Source organism: Rhizobium sp. P28RR-XV, from assembly GCF_012641385.1.
GTDB lineage: Bacteria > Pseudomonadota > Alphaproteobacteria > Rhizobiales > Rhizobiaceae > Rhizobium.
In genome coordinates, this window is record NZ_JABAIG010000016.1 from 43,878 (window position 1) to 66,880 (window position 23,003).

The window sequence follows — 23,003 nt, forward strand, 5'->3', positions numbered from 1 at the left end:
TTATTTCCTCCTCTTCGAGGTGCGGCGCTCAGTGCGCGCCGCCGCCGGAAAGTTGACCAGGTTTCTTAAGAAGCAGGCTAGCGATGAGGGCAACGACCAGTGCGACGCCAAGTAGATAGAATGTATCGCTGAAAGCCAGAATGTTGGCCTGCTTGCGAAGACTGGCGGCGATGGCGACGATCGCCTTGTGCGTGGCAAGCGCCTGGTCGCTGACCCCATGGTTCATGAAGTAATTGGTGAGATTGGCAACGCGAGCGCGGGTAGCCTCTTCGAATACCGAGACCGAATTCGTGAGGATGTTGGAGTGGAACTGCTCGCGCTTGGTGAGGAAGGTCTGCAGCGCCGCGATGCCGACCGCACCGCCGAGATTGCGCATCATATTGAAGAGTGCCGAGGCGGAGCCGGCATTTTCCTGCTCAATGCCGGCCGTCGCGATTGCCGTCAGCGGCGTGAAGGCGAGTGCCTGGCCGACGGCACGCACGATGTTCGGCCAGAAGAGCTGATCGCTGGCATAGTTGCTCGTCATGTAGATGTTCATGAAGTTCGAAGCGGCAAAGAGCGCGAAGCCGACGATGATCAGCAGGCGGGCATCGACGCGCTTCATCAGCCGTGGCACTAGTGGGATCAGGATCAGCTGTGGAATGCCGGTCCAGGCAAGCACCATGCCGATCTGCTCGGAATTGTAGCCCTGGATGCGCGTCAGATAGATCGGCAGGATGAAGACCGAGCCATAGAGGGCGACGCCCATCAGGAAGTTGGCGACGATGCCGAAGCCGAAATTGCGGCGTACCAGCAGGCGCAGGTTGAGGAGCGGATGGGCGGCGCGCAGCTCGATGATGAGAAAGAGCGTCAACGAGACCGCGGCGATGACGGAGAGACGGACGATGAACGGGGAACCGAACCAGTCGTCCTTGTTGCCTTCTTCGAGCACGGTCTGCAGCGCGGCAAGGCCGACCGCCATGGTGATGATCCCTGGCCAGTCACCCTTGGCGAGCAGCGAAAGGTTCATCGGCGCGCGGTCGAGCGAAACCCAGAGCATGCCGACCATCAGCATACCGGGTACGAGATTGACATAGAAGATGTATTCCCAGCCCCAGTTCTCGGTGAGATAGCCGCCAATGGTCGGGCCGATAGCCGGTGCGAAGGTCGCCGAAAGGGCAAAGAGGGCAAGGCCCATCGGTTGCTTGGGTTTCGGCAGCAGCGTGATGATGATGGTGAAGGCCATGGGGATCAGCACGCCGCCGGAAAAGCCCTGTATGGCGCGCAGGATGATCATCTGCTGCAGGTTCGCGGCGAAGGCGCAGCCGACCGAAAAGACGAGAAAGAGGATGGCGTTGGTCAGCAGATAAATGCGGACCGAAAAGACGCGCGCCAGCCAGGCACTGAGCGGGATGACGACGATCTCGGCGATCAGGTAGGAGGTCGAGATCCAGCCGCCATCGTCGGTTCCGGCGCCGATCGCACCCTGGATATCCGCAAGCGATGCATTGACGATCTGGATGTTCAGCACGGCCATGAAGGCGCCAAGCGTGGAGCCGATTACGGCGATCCACATGCGCAACGGGCTCATGGCGGCCTGGGCAACCGGAGTGGGGGCGACTCTCGTCGGTGCGGCGGAATTGTTGTTTGCGGCAATCTGAAGGGTGGTCACGATGTTTCTCCGTCCGGCTGATCCGGAACAATCTCATGACAGTGTCGAGGTGATAATCGGCGAAGAAGGGCAAGGATCATCCAGCGTCGCTGGATGATCCCTCGGCGTTGGCGGTCGATGTCTGGGCGGCCTTGGTGTCGATTTCGGGCTCGACGGACATGCCCGAACGCAGCAATCCCGCCAGGTGCTCATCGTCGATGACGATCTTTACCGGTATGCGCTGGACGATCTTGGTGAAGTTGCCCGTCGCATTGTCCGGTGGCAGCAGCGAGAATTCTAGGCCGCTTGCCGGCGAGAGGCTGTCGACATGACCCTTGACGGCGACATCCGGGAAGCTGTCGACCTTGATCTCGACCGATTGGCCGGGGCGTACATAGGTGAGCTGCGTTTCCTTGAAATTTGCGACGACATAGACCGAGTGCAGCGGCACCACCGCCATCAACTGTGTGCCCGAGGTGACGTATTGCCCGACGCGGATCGAGCGGGCACCGATCGTACCATCGACGGCCGCGACGATATTCGTATAGGACAGGTTGAGTTCCGCCTGTTGAACCGCGGCAGCGGCACGGTCGCGCTGGGCGGCCGCCTGATCGCGCTGGGTCTGCAGCACCGGCACCTTGTTCTGAGCCGCGACGACCGCGGCCTGATCGCGTTCGACCGCAGCGGCAGCCTGTTTGCTCGCCGATTGCGTCTCTTCAGCCCGCGATTGGGTGCCGACGCCATTGGTGATCAGCCGCGCCGAACGCGCGGCATCCGAGACCGCATAGTCGAGGGAAGCCTTGGAGGAATCAACCGTCGCCTCGGCCTGCGCGATCAGCGATTGCTGCAGCAGGATCTGCGCGTCGATATTGGCAATTGCCGCATCGGCCGCCTTGAGATCCGCCTTCGCCTGGGAAAGAGCGGCCTGGAAGTCACGGTCGTCGATGCGGGCAAGCACCTGGCCGGCCTTGACCGCGTCATTGTCGTTGACAAGCACGTCCTTGATGTAGCCGGCGACCTTCGGGGCGATCGTCGTATAGTCGGCCTTCACATAGGCATCGTCTGTGGATTCGATGAAGCGCCCGACCGTCCAGTAGCGATAACCGAAATCGGCGCCGAAGGCGACGCCGGCCAACAGCGCGGCCGCAAGCACGCCGCGCTTGACGAGCTTGCGGCCCGTTTTGGGAGCAACGGCAGTGGTGGGCGCGCCGGCAGCCGGATCCTGCTGAGCCTCGGCGGCTGGAGATTTTGCCACCTCGCCGGGTGGTGCGGCATCGGCCTGGCTTGCGTTCCTGAACGCCTCGTTGCGGGGTAGTTCGACCATTGTCCGTTTCCTTCAGCATCGCGCCCATTTGCATGGGCCTCTTTTTGATGCGATGAAGATGCGTCCGAACGGTCCTTCTGATAATCTCCTCAAATCTGGAAGGATCATCAACTCACAGCGGATAATCCGAGGACGATATGGATCGGCTGACCAGCCTGATAGTCTTTGGCCGGGTGGTGGATTGCGGCGGTTTTTCCGCGGCCGCCCGCCGGCTCAACATGTCCGTCACCATGGTGGGCAATCATGTGCAATCCCTGGAGGATCGTCTGGGCGTGCGGCTTCTCAACCGCACGACGCGCAGGGTCAGTCTGACGGAGACAGGCAAATATTATTATGAGCGCTCCTCGCAGATTCTCGCCGATCTCGAAGAAGCCGATCGGGAGGCCGGCGCTCTCAGCACCATGCCGCGCGGTACTCTAAAGATCTACACCAGTGGCGCCATCGTCCGCTTCCTGCTTCCCGTCGTCAACGAATTCATGACGCAATATCCCGCGATCTCGATCGACTTCAACGTCGGCGAGCGCTCGATCGATATGATCGAAGAGGGCTACGATCTGATGATCCGCACTTTGCCGTCATCGGAATCGACGCTTGTCGCGCGCAAGCTTACACCCTGGCGCCACATGCTCGTCTGCTCGCCCGATTATCGCGACACGCATCCCTTGCCGAAGGTGCCGGCCGATCTCATGGCGCATAATTGTCTGCAATATACTCACTATCCTTATGGCGACGAATGGCGTTTCGAGGATGCCGACGGCAAGCAGCAAGGCGTCAAAATCTCGGGCAATGTCGTCTCCAACAGCGCCGAGACTTTGCGCTTTCTTCTGGCCAGCGGGAAGGGCATCTTCCTTGCCCCGAGCTTCATCGTCTTCGAAGATGTCGCTGCCGGGCGCCTCGTGCGGGCCATGCCCGATTATCGCGCCGTGGAATTCACGATCAGCGCGATCTATCCGAACCGCAGCCATCTGCCCACCAAGGTGCGATTGTTCATCGACCTTCTGGCGGAGCGTTTCATTGAACACCGCAAATGGATGACCTGAGTGGCCATGTCTTGACGTGCGCTCCGCTGATGACTGGATTATTGCTTGTTGGCGGCAAGTGACGCCGATGCGGCGGCCTTGCACAGGTGATACGTGGCAGTCGGTTTACACTTCGGCGAAATAAGGATATTCTTTGTCCTTGATTGAGGCCAGCGAAGATCGGCCCAGCGGAATAAATGTATGATCTTGAAAAGCCAAGTCGAATGGGCGCTTCATTGCTGTGCCATTCTCGCCGGTCTGCCCGACGGTCGTTATCTCTCCACCAAAGCCCTGGCCGAATTCCATGGGCTTCCCAAGGAATATCTTTCCAAGGCTCTGCAAGGCTTGTCTCAGGCGGGGCTTGTCGATACGTCCCTCGGCCCTTCGGGCGGCTACCGGCTGGCGAAACCGCCGGCCGAACTGACCTTCCTTGAGATCGTCGAAGCCGTCGAGGGCCGGCAGCGCACCTTTATCTGCACCAACATCCGGGCCAACAATCCTTGCCGGCCGAAGGACCATTGCGACAGCAGCCCATGCGCGGTCGCGCGCATCATGTGGGAGGCCGACGAAGCCTGGCGGGCAAAATTGCGCGGGGTCAAGCTGTCGGATCTCGTCGGCATCCTGTCCCAGGAAGTTGCGCCCGAGCTTTGGAAGAGCTCCTTTGAATGGGTGCTAGAGCGAGCTGGATGAAAGCGACCTGACCACCGCTGCAGCGGGCTCGGCACCCTCGGCGGGCGGCGGGTAGAAGAAGCTTTGTTCCGGCATTGCCAATGAGAGGCCAGTCGTCTTGCAGTGCTCGTAGACGAGATCGATGATCTCGTTTTGCGCCGGCGTGCGGGTGGCCGCGCTTGCCACACGGAACTGCAGCTCGACCTCGATGGCGATTGCGTCGATTGTCTTGAGCGCGATGGCTGGCGGCGGGTCAGCGACGATCCGTTCACAACCTCGCAGAACGCTCAACATCATCTCCTCGACCAGGCGTGGTTTGTGGGCGGCGGCAATCCGGATCGTCAGCGCAACCAGATGCGACTCGTCCGGGCGGCTGCGGTTGGTCACGCCCTGTTTTGCCAGGACGCTGTTGGGCACGACGACGATGTTGTGGCCGCCGGTCAAAAGATTGGTGGAGCGCCAGTTGGTTTCGGTAACGCGCCCCTCCGTGCCGTCGCTCAATTGGATCCAGTCACCGATCGCGTAGGCACGGCCGAGCGCGAGCGCGATCCCGGAAAAGACGTCGGCCAGCGTGTTCTGCAACGCCAGACCGATAATGACGACCACCACGCCTGATGTCGCGATGAGCGGACCGATCGGTGCGCCGAAGACGAAGCCGATGACCGACAGTGCCACGCCGAGATAGACGACGCCGACGATCAGATCCTGGAGAAGATGCGCCTCCTGCGGCCGCCGGTTGAGGGTGAGGTAGATGTGGACGAAGCCGATCAGCGTCCATGCGAGATGGAGCCACCAGAGGATGCGCGCGGACTTGGCGAGCAGAATGCCGGTCTCCTGAAGCTCGGCATCGTCGAGACGGTAGGGCGAAATTCCGGCAAGCCAGAGCACCAGGCTCATGCCGGCGAAGAACAGGATCTGCACGATCAGGCGTGCGGTCGGACGGCTGCGTCCCTGGATATGCCAAGTGAGAATTCCGGCAAGGCCCAGAAGGTTGATGAGGACGAGCGGCAGGGAATGATATTCGCCAAACATGACGGGCTCACCGACGATGATTTTTTAAGAGCGAGGGGGCAGGCAGAGTGGGGGCGAGTGCCGACGGCACCCGCCTTAACGCAGCTATTTCTTGATCGGGAAGGTCAATTGCTTCTGGCTGCTATCGACGACGAACACCGCCAGCAGCTTGGCCGGCTTGGTCTTGCTGGCATTCTCGCTGACGCCGTGGCGATCGCCGGGCATCTCGGAGAAGTTCTCGCCCGCCTTGTAGACCTTAACGGGACCGTCATTGACCTGGCTGCGGATGGCACCCTCGAGGACGGTCGCATAGATGAAGGCCGAGTTCGGATGGGTGTGGGCCGAAGAGAAGCCGCCGGGGCCGTATTCGACCAGAACGCCTTTCATGCTCTTGCCGGGAACATTCGGCAGTTCATGCTCATAGACGAGGGTCACCTTGGCGTCTTTTTCGCCGGCATCATTGGCGACCGCAGCCGTGGCAGACAAGAGAGCCGTCATGGCAAGGGCAAGGATTGACTTGATCATCTCGAAATTTCCTTTCTTGAAAGTTGGGCGATGGGGCCGCCCGCGGCGGCACATCGTCATCCCCTTATTTGCGTGCGGAGGTCGCGAACCACTGCTCGAAGCCGATTTGGCCGAGGCGGGGATTGTTGTCGGAGACAAGCGAACCGTCCTCCAGCTTGGTGCCGAAATAGCGGGCTTCCGGATCGCCTTCGACCTGGCGCGCATCGCCCATGGCCTTCAGATAGCGGGCGACGAGCTCGTTCATCCGGACGCGTTCCGGGCCGGAGATCTCGATCACGCCATTCATGGGCGCCGCCGTCGCGACGGAGGCCATGGCGTCGGCGACGTCGTCGGAGGCGATCGGCTGCACGTAGCCCGTGGGCAGCCGCACGACGTTCCCGATGGTGGCGGATTGGGCGATGCCGCCGAGGAATTCCATGAACTGTGTCGAATGGACGATCGTATAGGGAATGCCGGATTCCTTGACGATCTTTTCCTGGGCGACCTTGGCGCGCATGTAGCCGCTGCCAGGCAGGCGATCGACGCCGATGATGGAAAGGGCGATGTGATGCTTTACTCCGGCCGCCTTTTCCGCCGCCGCCAGATTGCGCCCTGATGTCTCGAAGAATTCGAGCACGGCCTTATCCTCGAAGGAGGGCGAGTTTGCAAGGTCGATGACGACCGAGGCGCCAGCCAGCGCCTCGGTGAGACCCTCGCCGGTGATCGTGTTGACGCCGGTGCTTGGGGCGGCGGCAATGACTTCGTGGCCTTGCTTGCGAAGGCGCTCGGCCGTCTTTGAACCAATCAGGCCGGTTCCGCCGATGATGACGATTTTCATGAGCTTCTCCATTTGCGGCCGCTTCGCGCGCCGCATTGTTCATTCCTTGCTGAATGGTTGGTCGAGGATCGGGCTGGTCCTGCCGACGCCCGAGCCCCTCGGCTGAGCCGGACCATGGCCTTGAAGGCGGTGCGCCGGCTCGGCTCTAGTTGTGCACCAGGCGGTCAGTAGTCCCAGAAGACCGGCACCCAACGGAAGTGGTCGCCATCGGCTGCCACATGGCCGACCGAGGGGAACGGCATATGAGTGGCCACCAGAAGCTCGCCGGTCTCCACCAGCTCCCGCAAAAGACGAACGCGGACGCGGGCAGCTTCTTCCGGGTCGTGTTCGAAGCCGTTGAACCAGTCGGGGTGATCGAAGCCGACCGCAAACACTGCATCGCCGGCGAACATCAGCCGGTCTTTGCCGGATGCCACGCGAACCACGCTATGCCCCGGTGTATGGCCGCCGGTTCGGGAGACGACTACGCCCGGCGCCACCTCGTGTTCATCGTCGAACAATTGCAGGTGATTGTCGTATTCTTTCTTGAACTGCTTGGCGGCCGCCCGAAGCGCATCGGGGAAGCCGGGCGGCATGGACACATGAGTGAAATCGGGCGCCTCCCAGAATTTGACCTCGGCCGCCGCCACATGGATCTTGAGATCTGGACGCAGCCGCTCCTTCACGCCGTCGACGAGCAGCCCGCCGACATGGTCCATATGCATGTGGGTCAGGACCACGTCGGTTACGGAACCAAGGTCGATGCCGGCGGCTTCCAGTCGCTTGATCAATTGCCCGGCCCGCGGCAGGTTCAATTCCGGGTCCAGCCCCAGGCCGGCGTCGATGAGGATGGTCTGCTTGCCGCTGCGCACCACGACCACGTTCAGCGCCCAGTCGAAAGCGTCCGGTGGCAGGAACATGTCGTTCAGCCAGGCCGCGTGCTCAGTCGGGTCGGCATTGTATCCCAACATCTTGGTCGGAAGCGGCAGCACGCCATCGCTGATCACCAAAACGTCGATGTCGCCGATCTTCACCGCGTAACGCGATGGAACCAGTTCATCAGTGCCTGATTGAACCGGCTGTGTGGGGTTATTCATGTTCATGTCTGTCTCCTGTTGATTGTGGTCTTCGCGCTGCCCCTGCGGACGCGTACCGTTTGGTGGGCACTCAGGGAGAAGGGCTTAGTTGAGGCCGGCCTTGTCGAGGCCGTAGAGTTTGTCGGCCGAACCCGGCACGGACTTGAAGGCGATGCTGGCGCGGTTCCAGGCATTGATGACCATGATCGCGAAGGTCAGATCGGAAATTTCCCTCTCAGAAAGCTGGCCGCGCACGCGCTCATAAAGCTCGTCGGGAATGCCGCCTTCCGCCAGCTTCGTCACGGCTTCGGTCCAGGCGAGGGCGGCGCGCTCCCGCGGGACGAAAAGGTTGGACTCGCGCCAGATGGCGATGTGATAGAGCCGGAGCTCGCTCTCACCATGGATCTTGGCTTCCTTCACATGCATGTCCAGGCAGAAGGCGCAGCCATTGATTTGCGAGGCGCGGATCTGCACGAGATCGTGGATCTTCTGATCGATGGCGCCGTCTTTCAGAGCCATGCTGAGATCCGACAGCTTCTTGAAAAGCGCGGGGGATTGCTGGGCGTAGTTCACGCGTTGCGTCATGGATCATCTCCGTTATTAAGGACATTTGGTATCCTTATGGATATAAAATATCCGTAATTGCTGGACAGTAAAGCCCTTCGGAATTAAGGTGGCCACATAAGGCTTATGCGGAAAAGTATGGGGGTAGGGGATGGACATCGTAGGTGCGCTGCAAACATTCATGAGAGTGGTGGAAACCGGCTCCTTCTCGGCCGCCGCCGTTCACCTCAGCGTGACCCAGCCGGCGGTCTCTCGGCAGATTTCGGCGCTGGAGGCGCATCTCAAGACGCGTCTCCTGCATCGCACGACGAATGCATTGGCCCTGACGGCGGAGGGGGAGCAGATTATCCCGATGGCGCTCAAGGTCATCGAGGCGGTCGAAGCGCTCAGTGAAACGACCTGTCGTGGCGGTACGGCCGCGACGGGCAAAGTGCGGCTTGCCTTGCCGACGCCGCTGGGGCTTTGCCTCAGCGATCGCCTCGGGATGCTGTTTGAGCAGCACCAGGGGCTTTCCGTCGAGCTGCTCTTTCGGGAGGAGCCATCCGATCTGGTCGAAGAGGGAATCGATCTCGAGGTGCGCCTCGGGGTGGTTGCGGACTGCAGTCTAATGTGCCGTCGGATCGGCTGGACGACGGCATTTCTTGTCGCTGCGCCTTCATACCTGCAGGCGCGGAAGGCTCCGAAAAGACCTGACGATATCCGCGCCCATGATTGCATCTGCTACAAGCGCGCCGGCGACGGCAGGTCATGGTCCTTCTCCAATGGCGCCGAGGACGAAGCCGTACGGATCGCGCCGCGCCTGATCGCCAATAATTCCGTTGCCGCCCACCGCGCGGTACTCGCCGGCAACGGCCTTGCCGTGCTTTCCCATATATTGGCCGGTCCTGATATCGAGGCCGGTCGGCTGGTCAGACTCATGCCGGATTTTCCGCCCAGCCGATTGCCGATCAATGTCGTTTATCCGTCTCGGCGGAACCTGCCATTTCGCATTAGGGCCGTGCTCGACTTTCTGATCGAGGTCGTCAGGGAAGATCCCATGATGGCGCCGTCGTTTTCGCACTGAGCCTTTGCCGTCGCGGCGGGAGGCTGAGGCGCGACGTATGAGATGCGCTGCTCAGATCTTCGCAGCCTTGGCGAAGGTCGGATCGAAGGTCTTGTCGAATGGAACGTCGGCATTGGCGAGTTCCGGATCGAGCGTCTTCAGGACGCCCATCATGGAATTATAGCCTTCCATCGTGACCATGCCGTCCGGAGAATACATCTCCTTGGAATTCTTGAAGGCCTGCATGTAGAGATCACGATTGCCGAGCAGGTATTCCTCCGGCACGACGCCCGCCACATCGTCCGGGCTTGCGGTCGAAATCCATTTCAACGCCTTCATGAAGGCGTTGACCGTCCGCTGCGTCGTGATCGGATTCGCCTGGGCAAATTCGCGCTTGATATAGACGGTTGCGGCAGGGTTAGGGCCTCCGAACAAGGCGCGCGTGCCGGCCTCCGTGCGCGTGTCCAGAAGCACGGTGATGTCGCCGTCATATTGCAGTTGTGCGATGACGGGGTCGAGATGGGAGAGTGCGTCGATCTGACCGCTCTTGACCGCGGCAACCGCGCCGGCCCCGCCTCCGACGCCGATCAGCGATGCATCGTCGGTCTTCAGCCCGTTCTTCAGCATGGCATATTGGAACATCAGCGCCGTCGAAGAGCCCGGCGCCGTCACGCCGATCTTGCGGCCCTTCATGTCGGCCATGGACTTGATCTCGCCGGCCAGATCCTTGCGCACGGCGATGACGATGCCCGGAAAACGGCCGAGATTGCAGATCGCGACGATATCCTGCCCCTTGTTCTGCATGCGGATCGTATGTTCGTAAGCGCCGGAGACGACATCGAGCGAGCCACCGATCAGGCCCTCCAGCGACTTCGAGCCGCCGGCGAAATCATTGATGGTGACGTTGAGGCCTTCTTCCTTGAAGAAGCCTTTCCGCTCGGCGATCGTCAGCGGCAGATAATAGAGCAGGGGCTTGCCGCCAACGCCGATCAACAGGTCCGGCTTTTCCGGTTTCGCGTCCTGTGCCGCGGCCGGCGGAATGCCCGCGAGCGATGCGCCGATGCCGAAGCTCGCCGTCCCGATCAGAAATGTCCTGCGCTCCATGTTCTTTTCCTCCACTTTGCTGTTTTGCTTGCGCTACTGGCCGCGCCAGGCCAGCAGGCGCCGTTCGACGAGAGTCATCACCCAATCCACGATCAGGACGAAGGCCGTCAGTACGACCATGCCGGCAAAGACGCCGGTCACGTCAAAAACACCCTCGGCCTGCTGAATGAGATAGCCGAGCCCGGCGGCAGAGCCCAGATATTCGCCCACGACTGCGCCGACCACCGCAAAACCCACTGACGTATGCAGGCTGGAAAACATCCAGGAGAGGGCGGAGGGGAGATAGACATGACGCAGCAATTGCCGCTCGTTCATACCAAGCATGCGGGCATTGGACAGGACTGGCTGGCTGACTTCCTTCACGCCCTGATAAACGTTGAAGAAGACGATGAAGAAGACAAGCGTGATGCCGAGCGCGACCTTGGACCAGATGCCGAGGCCGAACCAGAGCGCGAAGATCGGGGCGAGCACGACGCGGGGCAGGGCGTTCGCCGCCTTCACATAAGGATCGAAGACGGCCGCGATCAGCGGCCGGCGAGCGAACCAGAAGCCGAAGACGATGCCGCCGAAGGCGCCGAGCAGAAAGGCCAAGATCGATTCCGACAGGGTGATCCAGAGATGATACCAGATCGATCCGCTCGCGAACCATTGAACGACGCGCTGCGCCACCTTGAGTGGGTCGGCGAAGAAGAAGGATATGGTCTTTGGATTGCCGAAAAGGCTGGTGTTCGTCGCCAGATGCCAAAGGACCAGGACGACCATCGCCACAAGGATCTGAAGCAGGAGAAGGAGGGAGCGGTTCATACGGTCTCTCCGCTGCTCTGGCGGTAGGCTGTCATGACTTCGTCGCGCAAAGCCTGCCATATATCGCGATGCAGCCGGTTGAAGACCGGATCGTGCCGTATCTCGCCAATCTCGCGCGGCCGCTCCAAAGGCACCTTGAAGTCGCCGATGATACGCGACTTCGGGCCGGCGGACATGATGACGACGCGGTCGGCAAGGGCAATGGCCTCATCGAGGTCGTGTGTGACGAACATGACGGCCTTGCGGTCTTCGGACCAGAGCTTCAGCAACAGGTCGCCCATGATCAGTCGGGTCTGCGCGTCGAGCGGGCCGAAGGGCTCGTCCATCAAGAGCAATTTGGGATCGCGGATCAGGACCTGCGCAAGCCCGACCCGTTTGCGCTGGCCACCCGAAAGCATGCGCGGAAAGCGGTCCGCGAAGGCGGCAAGCCCGACACGCCCCAGCCATTCGCGAGCGCTCTTCCTCGCTTCCGAGTGACCTATGCCGGCAACCTCGAGGCCGATCGCGACATTCTCCAGCACCGTCTTCCAGGGCATCAGCGAATCCTGCTGGAAGAGATAGCCCGCCTGACGATTGATCGATTTCAGCGGCTGGCCGAAGACTTCGACCGTGCCGGACGCAGGCGTCAAAAGCCCCGCGGTCGCGTTCAGAAGCGTGGATTTGCCGCATCCCGTCGGGCCGACGATCGCCACGAATTCATGTGCTTCCACATTGAGATCAGTAGCCGCAACGGCGTCGAACCGTGTTCTGTTGGCCATTTCAAACGAAATCGCCACCTGTTTCAGGCTGACCGCCCGCACAGCCGTCATCATCATGCCCTGCTGTTCCTCCCGGACATCCACCAACCTCAAAGGACCGGACGTCAGGCATTGCCGTTTCGGCCAAAAGATCAAAGCAGGCCGTACCAGTCAATATGTGAATAATGGCGAAACCGTTATGTCACAGGTCGTTATGGCAGAGCGGAGGAAGCGGAGGAGAGGCCTGGGCGCGATTGCGGGCCTCAATGAGTTCTTTCCTAAGCGACACGCCGCTCGTGGCGACCCTCCTGCACCTCCTCGACGATCTTGTCGATGAAAGCGTTCAGATCCTCAGGTGATCGCGAGGTGATGATACCTTGATCGGTCACCACTGTCTCGTCCTGCCAATTGGCTCCGGCATTTTTGACATCGGTCTTGATGGACCAATAGGAGGTTGCCCGACGGCCGCGCAACGCATCGGCTTCGATCAGGAGCCAGGGCGCATGGCAGATGGCGGCAACGACCTTGCCGGACCGTAGGAATTCGCTGATGACACGCATGGCGTCGCTATCGACACGCAATTTATCGGGGTTGATCTGGCCGCCTGGCAGCACAAGCGCATCGAACTGATTGACGTCGACATCTCTTGCCAGCAGATCAACGTCGACGCTGTCACCCCAGTCGGTCTTGTCCCAGCTTTTTATGCTGCCTTCCTTGATGGAGGCAACTGTCACGCGGGCGCCGCGCTTTTGAAGTTCATCCAGGGGGACGCGAAGTTCCGACCGCTCATAGCCATCGGTGGCAAGGATGAGAATATGTGCGGAGTTGATGGAAGGCATGATTTATCCTTTCTCATGTCATTGGACACCTTGCCCGAACCAGAGTGGCGGAGGATCGTTCCCAATTTTCTCGTGGAACCGGGACTGTCCTGTGCGGTTATGGAGACGGGCTGAGAGGAGAGAATCATGGAGCAGGCAATCAGGCTCGAGCCAAAGGAATGGGTGCCGAACAACCAGCGCTTTCCGGTCATCGTCTATCGCGGGGTGCTTGCCGCTCCGAGCCGGGCGCAAGGGTTCGAGCGGCTCTTCCGGGCCAACGGATGGCACGGGCTCTGGCGAAATGGCATCTATGCCTTTCATCATTACCATTCCACCGCCCACGAGATATTGGGTATTGCCGGAGGGCGGGCACGATTGATGATCGGCGGTCCGGGCGGCAAGGACATCGAAGTCGAAGCCGGTGATGCGTTGTTATTGCCGGCGGGAACAGGACATTGCCGGCTCGACGCCAGCGGCGACTTCCTCGTGATCGGCGGCTATCCGCCGGATCAGGAGGCCGACCTCTGTCGCGAATTGCCGTCGGCAGAGCAGAAGGGACAGATCGAAAAGCTTGGCGTGCCTGCGTCCGACCCCTTGAAGGGAAAGACCGGCGGGCTTCGGTCCCTATGGCTTAATAATACCTAGTGCTCGCTGAAAATGAACCTCACCAAAGACCCGGCACCAGGCGAAACCGCACGCGACTGGCATAGTCGGCATAGCCCTCAAGTTCGGCATGCAGCAGGGCATCTTCCCAGATCGTGCGCAGGATCAGCAGGACGGTCGCCCAGGCGGCCGGGATCAACGCCCACCACGAGGCGAGCGCCAATGCCAGCCCGGCGAATACCATGATCGCGCTGACATAGCCCGGATGGCGCACGAACGCATAGGGACCGGTGCTGATGACGTGCTGGCCGCGCTCGCGTTGCAGACGGACGCCCGGCTCGAAGAAGCGATTGACCGCTTGCGCCCAGGCGCCGAATGCAATGCCGGCCCCAAGCAGGACATAGCCGAGGATCACGACAGATGTGGGCATCACCGACCACGCCATCCTGCCGGCGTCGAAAGTTGCAACCGGAATTTCGGCGATCATGCCAAGGCAGACGAACAAGACCAAGATCAGATCCCAACGTTTGGTTCCGGCCTGGAAGCGGTTGCGAGCCCTGAAGATTGCCGGATTTACGCGTTTCAGAACTAGGATCGCCGTGCCGTAGACAACGAAGAGAAAGGCGATGAAGATCCATCCTGGCGGCCAGTCGAGGCGGCCGACCGGCAGGAAAATGAGCGCGAGCAAGATGAGCGGCAGGCCAATCGCATAGGATATGGCAGCTGTTCGGGACATAGGTGGGGGTTCGGTGACCGTCATCCGTTACTCTCCGTACATGGTGAGCGTGGGCTTGCAACCGCTGTTCCTCCTAGGGCATGCGGCTGCATCGTCCGTCGTTGAAGACATAGTTCTGCTTTTACGTGCGCCAAGACCCGCCGATGGACAAGGTTGCGATCGATCATCCGCAATCGCGCCCTGGAAAGCGGAACAATCGGACACATCCGATCATGGAGTGAAAGCGGACGGACTGGGCATTCGAGCGTCAGGCCGCGCCCGTCTGCGCCTTCACGTCAAATCACGGGCAAGGGCGCAATAAACCGGCTGATCCGTCGGCCCGGCAAGCCGGATTGCCGACACCGCAATCGGCGGCAATCGCGATCCAGCTTCGAGGCGGACGTTGGCGCCATCAATGCGGATAATATCCAGATGCTTTGCCAGGTCCGGTTCGTCAAGCCCATCGAAAATGCCGCGGCCGCTGATCTTCAAAGCCGCTTCCTTGGCGACCCAGAGGCGGTAGCAGACCTCGCGGGCCGCGCCGCGATCGAGCCTGGCAATGGCAGCCGCTTCACTTTGCGAGAAATGGTCGGCGGCAAAGGCGACCGGGTCGAAGCCATCGATATCCTCGATCTCGATATCGACGCCGACAGCAGTGTCGGGCGAGAAGCCCGCCAGCAGCAGATCGGCACGATGCGAAAGCGAAACGCCGAGTTCGTGATGGGGAGGTTTCAGCGCCGGCCGATCGCTCGGCCGGCGGTAGATGACGAGATCATCCCGCTGCGCTGCGCTTCTCAAAGCGGCTTGCGCGGCTCCGTCACGCTCCTCCCGCCCGACTGGAGCCGGGCGGATAAGGACAGCGATCGCATCCGCAACTCTCAGGACGACCTCGAATGGAGGAACCGTCACGGTGCCGCTCACGCGGCCGCGGAGGGAAGGGACTCTTTTTGAACCACAGGGGCAGGCTCCTGCTCGGTCTGCACGGCCTGGGCAGGCGTTCCGACCCATGACGTGCCCGCCGGGATGGCCTCGCCCTTCATGACCAAAGTCAACAGTCCGATCTCGGCGAAATCTCCGACATTGGCCTCGTAGAGGACCGTACTGCCCGAGCCGACGGATGCGCCGTTGCCGATCCTGATGCGGCCCACCTTCATGATGCGATCCTCATAGAGGTGCGTTTGCGGGCAGGATCCCATGTTGAGCACGGCATGGTCGCCGATATCGGTGCAATCAAACTCGCAGATATCCGTGCTGTTGATCCATGCGCCGCGGCCGATCTTCGCGCCGAAGGGGCGTAGCAGCCAGGGCAGGAAGGGCGTGCCGCGCAGGTAGTCGAGCAGCATCTTGCTGGCAAGCCCGCCATAAAAGACCGCGACGGCTTCGGTGCGCATCGCCCACCAGGACCACATCGGCCGGTTCATGGGCTTGTAGGTGCCGATCAGCGTCCATTTGAAGGCGACTGCGACCAGATACAGGATGCCCGACGTTGCCAGGCCGGAGGCCATCAGCGTCCAAAACAGCCTGCCCCAGGCGCCGTCGTCGATCGCGCTTGCCAGCATGTCGGACATTGCGAGCGCCATGACGATGAGGATCGCGGTCGGCAGCGAGGTATGCATGGCTTCGAACACGACACGGACAAGGCGCATGCGCAACGGTGGTGCGTAGGTGCTTGTGGCCGCGGCCTGCAGCCGCTCGCGCGTCGGGAACTGGAAGGCGGGGCTGCCGCACCAGGTTTCGCCCGCCTTGACATGCAGGGAGTCCGGCAGGCGCGTCTTGATGCCGACGAGTGAATCACTCTCGATCACGGCGCCCTGCGAGATGACGGAGGAATTGCCGAAGAAGCAGCGGTCGCCGGTCTTCAGGCGCTTGAGGACCATCCAGCCGTTCTGGATTTCCTCGTCGCCGAAAATGGTCTCGTCGCCGATGAAGTTGTCGCGGCCCATTTCGATAAGGTCGTAGCGACCGGCGAAGTTGGCCGAGATCTCCGTGCCCCTGCCGATCTTGGCGCCCATCAGCCGGTACCAATTGCGCATGAAGACGGTGGCATAGAGCGAATTCAGGGTTTCCAGCATAGCCTCGGTGGTCAGGCCGACGACCCATTTGCGGAAATACAGGTTGCCGAAGATGGAGTAGCGGCCCGGTACGACGCGGGGCAGCAGCACCCATCGGAGCGCCACGACGACAACCATGGACACGACGATAAGCAGCATTGCGGCCGGCCAGGATAGAGCGGCGATCATTGCCCAGGACAAAGGCTCGTCGGTACCGGCAGAGAACATCTCCTGCACGGCAGCGAACAGGTAGAAGGCCGGGAAGATCGGCAGAAGGCCGATGACGAGGCTGACATTGTAGGCGGTGAAATAAGCGGCGAACTGGAATACACGGCCGACGATTCCCAATTCTGGATGCGCCGGCATCTCCTCGTGTTCGGCATGCCCGGTCTTGCGAGCGGGCGAACCATCCCAGCGGGTATGGGCTTCGACATGCGTGCCCGCGGCGATCGCCGTCAGATCGCCGATGATAGCGCCGTCGCCGATCTCGACATTGTGGCCGATGACGCAGCCATTGCCGATCTGCACGCCTTCACCGATGTCGATCGTGCCGACATGGATCTCATTGCCGATGACTTCGACATTGGCGAGCTTGATCTTGACGCCGAGGCTGGATCTCGCGCCGACGCGCACGAGATCGATTGCGCCTTCTTCGAACTCGTCGATCATCGCATCCTGGCCAACCTTGGCGCCAAGTGCCCGCATATAGACGCGAATGAGCGGCGAGCCCTTGAGGAATTTCGGAGCCGTGAGCTGAACGATGCGTTGCATCAGCCAGATGCGGAAATAATAGGTGCCCCACAGCGGATAGACGCCTGGGCGCGTGCGGCCGATGACGAGCCATTTAAGCGCGATGACGATAAGCTTTTCGCCGAGATTGAGGCCGAGATAGACGCCGCCGAGGATGAGGATCTCGTTCCAGACCGAGGCGCCGTCATCGATCAACAGGATCGAAGCGAGCAGCAGGCCGATCCATTGCAGCGTTGCGATCGCGACGATAAAGGGCAGCACCACGGCTTGGGCCAGGCCGCAGAAGAAGCGTCGGCGCCAGGGAGCCGGCTCGAAATTCTTGAGTTCCTGCCCGGAGGCGCGCTCGGCCCGTTGCTCGAGGAGCGCCGCAATGCCCCGCAAGGTGCGGCCGGCATAGACGTCGCGCAAGGCGATCCCCGCCAGCAGCGGGATCTTGCGAACCTCAGAAACGAACCGGGCTGCCAGCATGGAATGGCCGCCGAGCTCGGTGAAGAAGTCCGCCTCGAAATTGATGGAGCGCAGGCGAAGCGCCTCGGTCGCTGCTTTCAGCAACTGGGCCTCGGTCCATGTACGCGGCGGCTCCTGCGCCTGGGTCGACTGATCGCTTGCCAACGGAATCGCGGCAAGCGTCTTACGGTCGATCTTGCCGGAGGGCAGCCGTGGCAGCGACACGTGGCTGTGCCAGGCGGCAGGCACCATATAGGGCGGCAGCTTGGCCGCCAATACGGCGCGCGCCTTCTCGCGATCGAAGCTGTTGCCCGTCGTCACAACATGGGCGACCAGCATTTCCTCGCCATCCGACGGCCGGTGTACGACGACGGAGGCTGCCTTCACGTCCGGAAGTTCGCCGACGACGGTCTCGATCTCCCCCAGCTCGATGCGATAGCCGCGAATCTTGACCTGGTCGTCGATGCGCCCGAGGAAATGGAGCTGACCGTCTTCATCCATCAAAACGGCGTCGCCGCTGCGATAGAGCACCGGATCGTCATGGGTCGCGAAAGTATTGGCGATGAACTTGGCAGCGGTGAGCTGCGGCAGGTTTCTGTATCCGGCGGCTACACCCGGCCCACCGATCAGCAATTCGCCGGTATCGCCACGCGGAACAAGCCGCAGGTTTTCGTCAACGACATAGGCGGTCGTATTGGCGATCGGGGAGCCGATCGTGATCGGCCGCGACGGATCGAGCTCGGCATAGGTCGCCACGACCGTCGTCTCGGTGGGGCCGTAGGTGTTGACCAGGCGCCGTCCAGGTTTGGAGAATCGGCTGACGATCGCCGGCGGGCACGCTTCGCCGCCAACGATGATTACGCGCAGGCTTTCGACGTCGCGTTCCAACATGGTGAGCAGGGTCGGCACCGTGTCGATGACCGTGATCTTTTCCGTTTCCAGAACATCTGCGAGCCTGTCGAGCTCGGCCATGACGTCCGATGTCGCGACCTTCAGCGTCGCGCCGACCAGATAGGGAACAAATATTTCTTCCAGCGAAAGATCGAAGGCAACCGATGCCTGCTGAAGGACGACATCCGATTCGACGAGCCCCAGGACATCGTTGCCTGCCCGCAGGTAATGGCAGATGTTCCCATGCGTAATGACGATGCCTTTCGGCTTGCCGGTGGAGCCGGACGTATAGATCGCATAAGCGGGATCGTCATGGGCGGCAACGCGTGGAACGATGTCCGCATCGTCTTCGGAAAGCAGCGCCTTGAGGATAAGCGTCTGGCCATCGAAGGCCGGTGCAAGCGCGGCCTTCTCGCCGTGCGTCAGCAGCCATTTCGCGCCACAATCGGCAAGGCTGACGGCGACACGATCCGCGGGGGCGGCCGCATCGAAGGGGATGTAGGCGGCGCCGGCCTTGAGGATTGCGAGAAGCGCGACATGAAGCTCGAGGGAACGCTGGAACCACAGGCCGACAAAATCGCCGGGGCCGATGCCGCGGCGGCTCAGTGCGCGCGCAGCCTCATCGGACAGCCGGTCAAGCTCGGCATAAGTCATCGCCTGATCGGTTCCGATCAGGGTCAGTGCCGTCTTGTCGGGGCTAGTTGCCACCGTTGCCCTGAAGATGTCCACGAGCGTCTCGTTGCGGAGGAACTCAGGCCGGATGCCGCCTGAGGAAACCGAGAGGCTGGCATTTGAAGTAATCGACGAAATCTGGATAGTCATGGTAACTTCTGCGGAACGAAACTCGGCACAATCAGCGTGCCATCTGTCAACGCTTATACACCTTCCAATTTGCAGCTCTCTTACGGGGATTGTCAGGGAACTGTAATGTTGAGAAAGCTATATTTGACCGAAGCGGGATGCGACCTGCATGTGTGAAGAAGGATTGATATCGTTGCGCATATTCGAGCGAAGAGCCGGCTGGCCCCGCCGACTGTCCGTTCTCCTGGTGGCAGCTTCGCTAAGTTCCATAGGCATAGAGGCATCGGCCCGCTCGCATAACAGCGTGCTGGTGGAGGACGCCGGTACGCTGCGGCCGCTGCGCGACATCTATGCCGTCGTGGCGCGCGAAATGCCTGGACGGGTGCTGCGAATCAAGCGGGTTCGCCGCGCCGGCCATCAGGCCTATGCCGTGCGCGTGCTGAAACCCGACGGCAAGCGTGGTGATATCGTGCTCGATGGCACAACGCTCGCCGTGATCGAGAGACGCTGACGACGATGCGCATTCTGATAGCCGAGGACGAGCCCAGCATCGTAGCGGATATGCGCCGCTGCCTGGAAGACCAGCACTATATCGTCTCGACCGTAAGCAACGGCGAAGAGGCATGGTATCGCGGTGATATCGAGCATTTCGATCTCGTGATCCTCGATCTTGGGTTGCCGAAGCTCGATGGCCTGACGGTCTTGCGACGCTGGCGTGCCGAGCGGCGCGGCATGCCTGTCATCATATTGACGGCCCGTGACGGATGGCGCGACAAGGTCGATGGCATGGATGCCGGCGCCGACGATTATTTGACCAAACCCTTCCGCATGGAGGAACTTTTGGCCCGTGTACGCGCCCTGATGCGCCGCGCGGCCGGGCAATCCTCTCCTATCCTCTCCAATGGCGTGCTGGAGCTCGACACGCGCCAGCGCACGGTTTCGTTTCGCGGGCAGCCGGTGCAGGTCACGGCTCTCGAATATCGGCTTCTGGCCTATTTGATGCACAATGCCGGTACCGTCCTGTCGCGATCGCAAATCGCCGAGAGTATCTATGACGAGGAAACGGAGCTTCTGTCGAACGCGCTTGAGGTCGTCGTCGCGCGCCTGCGGCGCAAATTCAATGGGACTATTATCGAGACCCGCCGCGGCCAGGGCTATATCATTCCGCGCGAGGCGCCGCCGTCATGACACCGTTCTCGCTGCGGGGACGGTTGCTGCTGGGTTCTGTAGTGGCTATCATCGTTGCAACCTTTCTTGCCGGGGTCGGCATCAACGCCATCTCCGGGCTGGCGGTGAGGGCACTCGCGCTTTCCGAGATAGACGAGGAACTGCGCGTTCTGCTGGCGGCGGTCGACATAAATTCCTCCAATCAGCTCTTCCTCGACGATACGCCGACGGATCCCCGCTTCGGCATCCCGAATGGCGGCTTCTATTGGCAGGTCGGGCGCAACGGCACTGTCGAGCTGCGCTCCCAATCGCTCTGGGAACAGAACCTGCCCTGGCTTCGTGCCCGCCCTCGCGATGCCGGCCGGGCGACGGATATGAAAGGGCCGAACGGCAGCCGACTTCTCGCCGTCGAACGGTCTATTTCGATCCCCTCGGCCACGGGCGACCAGATCGTCGATATCGTCATGGCGCTCGATAATAGCGAGCTTGCGCCGGCGCGCTGGCGCTTCTTCTATGCCATGGCACCCTCACTTGGCGTGCTGTCGGTCGCCCTGATCGGGGCTGTCGTGGTATTTCTGCGCTATGGATTGCGGCCGCTGAACGATCTCCGTACGGCATTGATGGCGGTGCAAGAGCGATCCGCACGAAAGATCACCGGACAGTTTCCGCGCGAGGTCCAGCCTCTCGTGGACGATCTCAACGGGCTGCTGGCCTCCCGCGAGACGCAATTGACCCAGGCGCGCGCCCGTGCCGGCGATCTCGCGCATGGCCTCAAGACGCCGCTGGCGGCGCTCGAAGCGACGGCGCGGATGCTTTCGGAAGAGGGCATGTCAGAGCGCGCGGCGGCAATCCAGGCGGAGGTCAGCCGCATGGACGCACAGATCAAGCGGACGCTGGCGCAGACCCGCGCGAGCCTGGCGGCCGCCCATACGGTCGGCGTCATGGATGCCAGCGCGGACCTGCAGAAGATTATCTCGGTCATGCGGCGCCTGTCGGCGGAGCGGGAGATCGAATTCGAGCTCGCGGCACCCACGGAGATGTGGCTGGCGATGGACGAAGCGGATTTCGCCGACATTACCGGCAACCTGATCGACAATGCCAGGAAGTGGGCGACGGGAAGGGTTAAGGTTTGCCTGTCGCTGCTGCCCGAACTCGAAGGAGTGAAGTTGCTCATCGAGGATGATGGTCCGGGCCTGCCGGAAGATGCGGAGATCGCCTTTATCCGCCGTGGCCGGCGACTGGACGAAAGCATCGCCGGAACCGGTTTCGGTCTTGCGATCGCCAAGGATCTCGTCGAGGCCTATGACGGCAGGCTGACGCTTGCCCGCTCCAATCTCGGCGGATTGTCAGTCACCGTCAGTTTACCGGCGCGGCTGGTCAAGGACAGGCAAATGGCACCAGAAGTCTAAAGTATTTTCAAGAACTTTTGCTGCCCGATGTCGTCAGGCTGATAACAACAGCTTGGCGCTTTCCTCATCGGTAACGAGTGACGTTGCCAGTCCGGCTCGGATGGCCGCGCGCAGGATTGCTTGCTTGTGCGCACCGCCGGAAGCGAGGATGCGACAGGGTATGCGGCGATAATCGACGAGATCCGGGGCAAGCACTTTTCCGTTCAGCGGATGGTCGACGGGATTGCCGTCCGCGCCGAGATAGTGGCCGAGCAGGTCTCCAACCGCGCCGACTACGGCAAGGCTTTCGACATCCGTGTCGGCCGGCAGGCCATAGCGCACCTGCAGCGATTGCCGGGTCATATCGCCGACGCTCAGGAAGGAAATATCGACCTCGCAGGTCTTGCGGAAAATTCCTTCGAAAACGGATTGCGAGATGATCGCCGCGCGCGATTGTGGGCATTCTGCATAGATCGGAGCGAGGAAATAATGGCATTCCGCCTTCAGCACCTGGGCGAAGCCGCGCACGATTTCAAACGTGTTGATTTCCGAGCCGTGCGCCAGCCCGCCCATCATCGAGCGCACCTCGATCTGCGCTTCGCTTGCGGGTGTCATGTGGCTCACCGTTTCGCGCAGTGTCGCGCCCCAGCCAACGCCGATCGAGCGCGGCCTGCGTGCCTGGATCAGCCGATCCAGATAGGCTGCGGCGCCACGGCCGATCGCCCGATGGAGAAGGCGCGGATCGGCCGGCGTCGGAACCACGACCGTACCCTCGAGGCCGAAGCGCTCGCATAAGCGCGATTCAAGCTCGATGCTAGCGGTGAGCGGTGAGGCGAAGCTCACTCTGACAATCCCTTCTTCCATGGCGGCGGCGAGCAATTCGTTCACCCGCCGGCGGGTAAGGGTCATGCGCTCGGCGATCTGCGCCTGGGTCAGGCCTTCCACGTGGTAGAGCCATGCCGCCCGGACCTTCATCTCGTGCAATTCCATATTTCCCTGCCCAAACGGCTAAAAGTTACAAACATCACATAGGTGTAACATATGTAACGTAATGCCCTCGGCATGACGATA

At 61.3% G+C, this 23,003-nt stretch carries 22 protein-coding genes; 7 read left to right on the plus strand and 15 right to left on the minus strand.

Annotated features, from left to right (window positions below; genetic code table 11):
* Positions 1–28: 28 nt before the first annotated feature.
* Both HGP12_RS28045 and HGP12_RS28050 read right to left on the minus strand, forming a co-directional pair.
* Entirely contained in the window at positions 29–1,651 is a 1,623-nt protein-coding gene (locus HGP12_RS28045; RefSeq protein WP_168879922.1) for an MDR family MFS transporter, read from the minus strand.
* Positions 1,652–1,727: 76 nt separating this feature from the next.
* Positions 1,728–2,954 carry an HlyD family secretion protein gene (locus HGP12_RS28050; protein ID WP_168879923.1) on the minus strand — a complete coding sequence of 409 codons (1,227 nt, stop codon included), beginning with the start codon at positions 2,952–2,954 and terminating at the stop codon, positions 1,728–1,730.
* Positions 2,955–3,091: 137 nt separating this feature from the next.
* On the opposite strand from HGP12_RS28050, the gene HGP12_RS28055 reads away from it, so the two are divergent.
* Both HGP12_RS28055 and HGP12_RS28060 read left to right on the plus strand, forming a co-directional pair.
* Positions 3,092–3,994 (plus strand): LysR family transcriptional regulator, encoded by a 903-nt coding sequence (locus HGP12_RS28055; RefSeq protein WP_168879924.1) that lies wholly within the window; start codon positions 3,092–3,094, stop codon positions 3,992–3,994.
* A 180-nt stretch (positions 3,995–4,174) separates the two neighbouring features.
* Positions 4,175–4,663: an Rrf2 family transcriptional regulator gene (locus tag HGP12_RS28060; protein WP_168879925.1), complete on the plus strand. Its 489-nt coding sequence runs from the start codon at positions 4,175–4,177 to the stop codon at positions 4,661–4,663.
* On the opposite strand, the gene HGP12_RS28065 is transcribed toward HGP12_RS28060, so the two are convergent.
* The 5 genes from HGP12_RS28065 to HGP12_RS28085 form a co-directional block, all read right to left on the minus strand.
* A complete protein-coding gene (locus HGP12_RS28065; RefSeq protein WP_168879926.1) occupies positions 4,646–5,674 on the minus strand; it encodes a mechanosensitive ion channel family protein in 1,029 nt (342 codons plus the stop codon). The two genes, HGP12_RS28060 and HGP12_RS28065, sit on opposite strands and share 18 nt — an antisense overlap.
* An 84-nt stretch (positions 5,675–5,758) precedes the next feature.
* Positions 5,759–6,178 carry a cupin domain-containing protein gene (locus HGP12_RS28070; RefSeq protein ID WP_168879927.1) on the minus strand — a complete coding sequence of 140 codons (420 nt, stop codon included), beginning with the start codon at positions 6,176–6,178 and terminating at the stop codon, positions 5,759–5,761.
* A gap of 64 nt (positions 6,179–6,242) precedes the next feature.
* Positions 6,243–6,995, minus strand: a complete 753-nt coding sequence (locus HGP12_RS28075; RefSeq protein ID WP_168879928.1) for an SDR family oxidoreductase — start codon at positions 6,993–6,995, stop codon at positions 6,243–6,245.
* 164 nt (positions 6,996–7,159) lie between these two features.
* Complete coding sequence (locus tag HGP12_RS28080; RefSeq protein ID WP_168840471.1) at positions 7,160–8,077, minus strand: MBL fold metallo-hydrolase; 918 nt, start codon at positions 8,075–8,077, stop codon at positions 7,160–7,162.
* A 78-nt stretch (positions 8,078–8,155) separates the two neighbouring features.
* Positions 8,156–8,635 carry a carboxymuconolactone decarboxylase family protein gene (locus HGP12_RS28085; protein WP_168840470.1) on the minus strand — a complete coding sequence of 160 codons (480 nt, stop codon included), beginning with the start codon at positions 8,633–8,635 and terminating at the stop codon, positions 8,156–8,158.
* Between the two features lie 130 nt (positions 8,636–8,765).
* Between HGP12_RS28085 and HGP12_RS28090 the strand changes: the two genes are divergently transcribed.
* On the plus strand, positions 8,766–9,677 hold the full coding sequence (locus HGP12_RS28090) for a LysR family transcriptional regulator (protein ID WP_168879929.1): 912 nt from the start codon (positions 8,766–8,768) through the stop codon (positions 9,675–9,677).
* Positions 9,678–9,728: 51 nt separating this feature from the next.
* Here the strand turns inward: HGP12_RS28090 and HGP12_RS28095 are convergent, their stop codons facing one another.
* From HGP12_RS28095 to HGP12_RS28110, 4 genes are all read right to left on the minus strand, one after another.
* Positions 9,729–10,760 carry an ABC transporter substrate-binding protein gene (locus HGP12_RS28095; RefSeq protein WP_168879930.1) on the minus strand — a complete coding sequence of 344 codons (1,032 nt, stop codon included), beginning with the start codon at positions 10,758–10,760 and terminating at the stop codon, positions 9,729–9,731.
* A 33-nt stretch (positions 10,761–10,793) separates the two neighbouring features.
* Positions 10,794–11,564, minus strand: coding sequence for an ABC transporter permease (locus HGP12_RS28100; RefSeq protein ID WP_168879931.1), 771 nt, complete (start codon positions 11,562–11,564; stop codon positions 10,794–10,796).
* Entirely contained in the window at positions 11,561–12,379 is an 819-nt protein-coding gene (locus HGP12_RS28105; RefSeq protein ID WP_168879932.1) for an ABC transporter ATP-binding protein, read from the minus strand. The genes HGP12_RS28100 and HGP12_RS28105 overlap by 4 nt, the downstream gene beginning before the upstream one ends.
* A gap of 200 nt (positions 12,380–12,579) precedes the next feature.
* Positions 12,580–13,140: a DJ-1/PfpI/YhbO family deglycase/protease gene (locus HGP12_RS28110; RefSeq protein ID WP_168879933.1), complete on the minus strand. Its 561-nt coding sequence runs from the start codon at positions 13,138–13,140 to the stop codon at positions 12,580–12,582.
* Between the two features lie 126 nt (positions 13,141–13,266).
* On the opposite strand from HGP12_RS28110, the gene HGP12_RS28115 reads away from it, so the two are divergent.
* Entirely contained in the window at positions 13,267–13,764 is a 498-nt protein-coding gene (locus tag HGP12_RS28115; protein ID WP_168879934.1) for a cupin, read from the plus strand.
* A gap of 19 nt (positions 13,765–13,783) precedes the next feature.
* Here the strand turns inward: HGP12_RS28115 and HGP12_RS28120 are convergent, their stop codons facing one another.
* The 3 genes from HGP12_RS28120 to HGP12_RS28130 form a co-directional block, all read right to left on the minus strand.
* Positions 13,784–14,482, minus strand: coding sequence for a methyltransferase family protein (locus HGP12_RS28120; RefSeq protein WP_205926684.1), 699 nt, complete (start codon positions 14,480–14,482; stop codon positions 13,784–13,786).
* Positions 14,483–14,728: 246 nt separating this feature from the next.
* Positions 14,729–15,346: a 4'-phosphopantetheinyl transferase superfamily protein gene (locus tag HGP12_RS28125; protein ID WP_168879935.1), complete on the minus strand. Its 618-nt coding sequence runs from the start codon at positions 15,344–15,346 to the stop codon at positions 14,729–14,731.
* Positions 15,347–15,354: 8 nt separating this feature from the next.
* Positions 15,355–19,398 (minus strand): Pls/PosA family non-ribosomal peptide synthetase, encoded by a 4,044-nt coding sequence (locus tag HGP12_RS28130; RefSeq protein WP_168879936.1) that lies wholly within the window; start codon positions 19,396–19,398, stop codon positions 15,355–15,357.
* 172 nt (positions 19,399–19,570) lie between these two features.
* Between HGP12_RS28130 and HGP12_RS28135 the strand changes: the two genes are divergently transcribed.
* Genes HGP12_RS28135 through HGP12_RS28145 form a run of 3 tightly spaced genes read left to right on the plus strand, consistent with a single transcriptional unit; the run spans position 19,571 to position 21,953 of the window.
* A complete protein-coding gene (locus HGP12_RS28135) occupies positions 19,571–19,888 on the plus strand; it encodes a PepSY domain-containing protein (protein ID WP_246703573.1) in 318 nt (105 codons plus the stop codon).
* Positions 19,889–19,893: 5 nt separating this feature from the next.
* Entirely contained in the window at positions 19,894–20,565 is a 672-nt protein-coding gene (locus HGP12_RS28140; RefSeq protein WP_168840459.1) for a response regulator transcription factor, read from the plus strand.
* Positions 20,562–21,953 carry a sensor histidine kinase gene (locus HGP12_RS28145; protein WP_168879937.1) on the plus strand — a complete coding sequence of 464 codons (1,392 nt, stop codon included), beginning with the start codon at positions 20,562–20,564 and terminating at the stop codon, positions 21,951–21,953. Before HGP12_RS28140 ends, HGP12_RS28145 begins: the two co-directional genes overlap by 4 nt.
* A gap of 33 nt (positions 21,954–21,986) precedes the next feature.
* On the opposite strand, the gene HGP12_RS28150 is transcribed toward HGP12_RS28145, so the two are convergent.
* A complete protein-coding gene (locus HGP12_RS28150) occupies positions 21,987–22,922 on the minus strand; it encodes a sugar-binding transcriptional regulator (protein ID WP_168879938.1) in 936 nt (311 codons plus the stop codon).
* Positions 22,923–23,003 lie beyond the last annotated feature (81 nt).

Bases quoted from the DNA above. Each gene is read 5' to 3' on its own strand.
- HGP12_RS28080 (WP_168840471.1), bottom strand. From the start codon at position 8,077: ATGAACATGAATAACCCCACACAGCCGGTTCAATCAGGCACTGATGAA.
- HGP12_RS28140 (WP_168840459.1), top strand. From the start codon at position 19,894: ATGCGCATTCTGATAGCCGAGGACGAGCCCAGCATCGTAGCGGATATG.
- HGP12_RS28150 (WP_168879938.1), bottom strand. From the start codon at position 22,922: ATGGAATTGCACGAGATGAAGGTCCGGGCGGCATGGCTCTACCACGTG.
- HGP12_RS28095 (WP_168879930.1), bottom strand. From the start codon at position 10,760: ATGGAGCGCAGGACATTTCTGATCGGGACGGCGAGCTTCGGCATCGGC.
- HGP12_RS28085 (WP_168840470.1), bottom strand. From the start codon at position 8,635: ATGACGCAACGCGTGAACTACGCCCAGCAATCCCCCGCGCTTTTCAAG.
- HGP12_RS28065 (WP_168879926.1), bottom strand. From the start codon at position 5,674: ATGTTTGGCGAATATCATTCCCTGCCGCTCGTCCTCATCAACCTTCTG.
- HGP12_RS28075 (WP_168879928.1), bottom strand. From the start codon at position 6,995: ATGAAAATCGTCATCATCGGCGGAACCGGCCTGATTGGTTCAAAGACG.
- HGP12_RS28105 (WP_168879932.1), bottom strand. From the start codon at position 12,379: ATGATGATGACGGCTGTGCGGGCGGTCAGCCTGAAACAGGTGGCGATT.
- HGP12_RS28055 (WP_168879924.1), top strand. From the start codon at position 3,092: ATGGATCGGCTGACCAGCCTGATAGTCTTTGGCCGGGTGGTGGATTGC.
- HGP12_RS28050 (WP_168879923.1), bottom strand. From the start codon at position 2,954: ATGGTCGAACTACCCCGCAACGAGGCGTTCAGGAACGCAAGCCAGGCC.
- HGP12_RS28070 (WP_168879927.1), bottom strand. From the start codon at position 6,178: ATGATCAAGTCAATCCTTGCCCTTGCCATGACGGCTCTCTTGTCTGCC.
- HGP12_RS28145 (WP_168879937.1), top strand. From the start codon at position 20,562: ATGACACCGTTCTCGCTGCGGGGACGGTTGCTGCTGGGTTCTGTAGTG.
- HGP12_RS28115 (WP_168879934.1), top strand. From the start codon at position 13,267: ATGGAGCAGGCAATCAGGCTCGAGCCAAAGGAATGGGTGCCGAACAAC.
- HGP12_RS28130 (WP_168879936.1), bottom strand. From the start codon at position 19,398: ATGACTATCCAGATTTCGTCGATTACTTCAAATGCCAGCCTCTCGGTT.
- HGP12_RS28120 (WP_205926684.1), bottom strand. From the start codon at position 14,482: ATGACGGTCACCGAACCCCCACCTATGTCCCGAACAGCTGCCATATCC.
- HGP12_RS28110 (WP_168879933.1), bottom strand. From the start codon at position 13,140: ATGCCTTCCATCAACTCCGCACATATTCTCATCCTTGCCACCGATGGC.
- HGP12_RS28090 (WP_168879929.1), top strand. From the start codon at position 8,766: ATGGACATCGTAGGTGCGCTGCAAACATTCATGAGAGTGGTGGAAACC.
- HGP12_RS28060 (WP_168879925.1), top strand. From the start codon at position 4,175: ATGATCTTGAAAAGCCAAGTCGAATGGGCGCTTCATTGCTGTGCCATT.
- HGP12_RS28100 (WP_168879931.1), bottom strand. From the start codon at position 11,564: ATGAACCGCTCCCTCCTTCTCCTGCTTCAGATCCTTGTGGCGATGGTC.